This window comes from Vibrio sp. 1402 (assembly GCF_033340275.1).
In genome coordinates this window covers 1-686 of the sequence record NZ_JAWOWE010000294.1, presented here as the reverse complement: position 1 = coordinate 686, position 686 = coordinate 1, and the positions used below count along the sequence as shown (strand labels likewise).

At 48.3% G+C, this 686-nt stretch carries 2 protein-coding genes; both read left to right on the top strand.

Translation table 11 applies throughout. The features are described 5' to 3' along the window. Window positions 1–438, top strand: a 438-nt coding sequence (locus tag R7044_RS25650; RefSeq protein WP_225456052.1) for an ATP-binding cassette domain-containing protein, incomplete at its 5' end; no start/stop codon positions are given. Then, window positions 435–686 (top strand): MFS transporter (locus R7044_RS25645; protein ID WP_225456051.1); only part of this gene is annotated, 252 nt, incomplete at its 3' end. The genes R7044_RS25650 and R7044_RS25645, both read left to right, overlap by 4 nt.

The following is a 686-nucleotide window of genomic DNA, read 5'->3' as shown; positions in this document are numbered from 1 at the left end:
ATGACGTTTGCACAAGGTCTTAAGATCGGTTACTTCGCTCAAGACCTATCTTGGTGTCATCCGGATCATACACCGGAGCAAGAGGTGTGTGCGGTCGATTCTTCAATCAATAGTAAATCGGCTCGTAAGCTGTTAGCACGCTTCGGGATAAAGGGTGATAAAGCACAACGTCGCTTAGAGGCGTTGAGTGGTGGGGAGCAAACTCGCGTTAAGCTTTGTTGTTTAGCAACACGAGGCTGCAATGTACTCATTCTCGATGAGCCAACTACGCATCTTGATACCAGCAGTAAAGATGCGTTGAAGCAGGCGCTACAACGTTTTTCGGGCAGTGTCATCTTGGTTTCACACGAGAAGGCATTTATCCAAGATTGGCCAGACAGAATCGTCGATATCGCGACCTTAGCGGAGCTTTCGTTGCAAGCGGAGGTTGAAGCATGATTCAGTCGATAGCGTTGTTCCTTATTGCATTTCTGGTAGGTGCTGACGAATTGCTGCTTGGCTCTATTTTAGAACCTATCGGAGATGATCTTGGTGTTCCACCGAGCCAGGTGACACTCTTTATTACGGCGTATAGTCTAGCTATTGCGTTTTGTGCGCCTTATTTAGGGCGCTGGTCGGATCGAGTAGGGCGTTTTCGCCTTATGCTGCCGGCTTGTTTCGTTTTTGGCATCTCCTCGATTCTGACT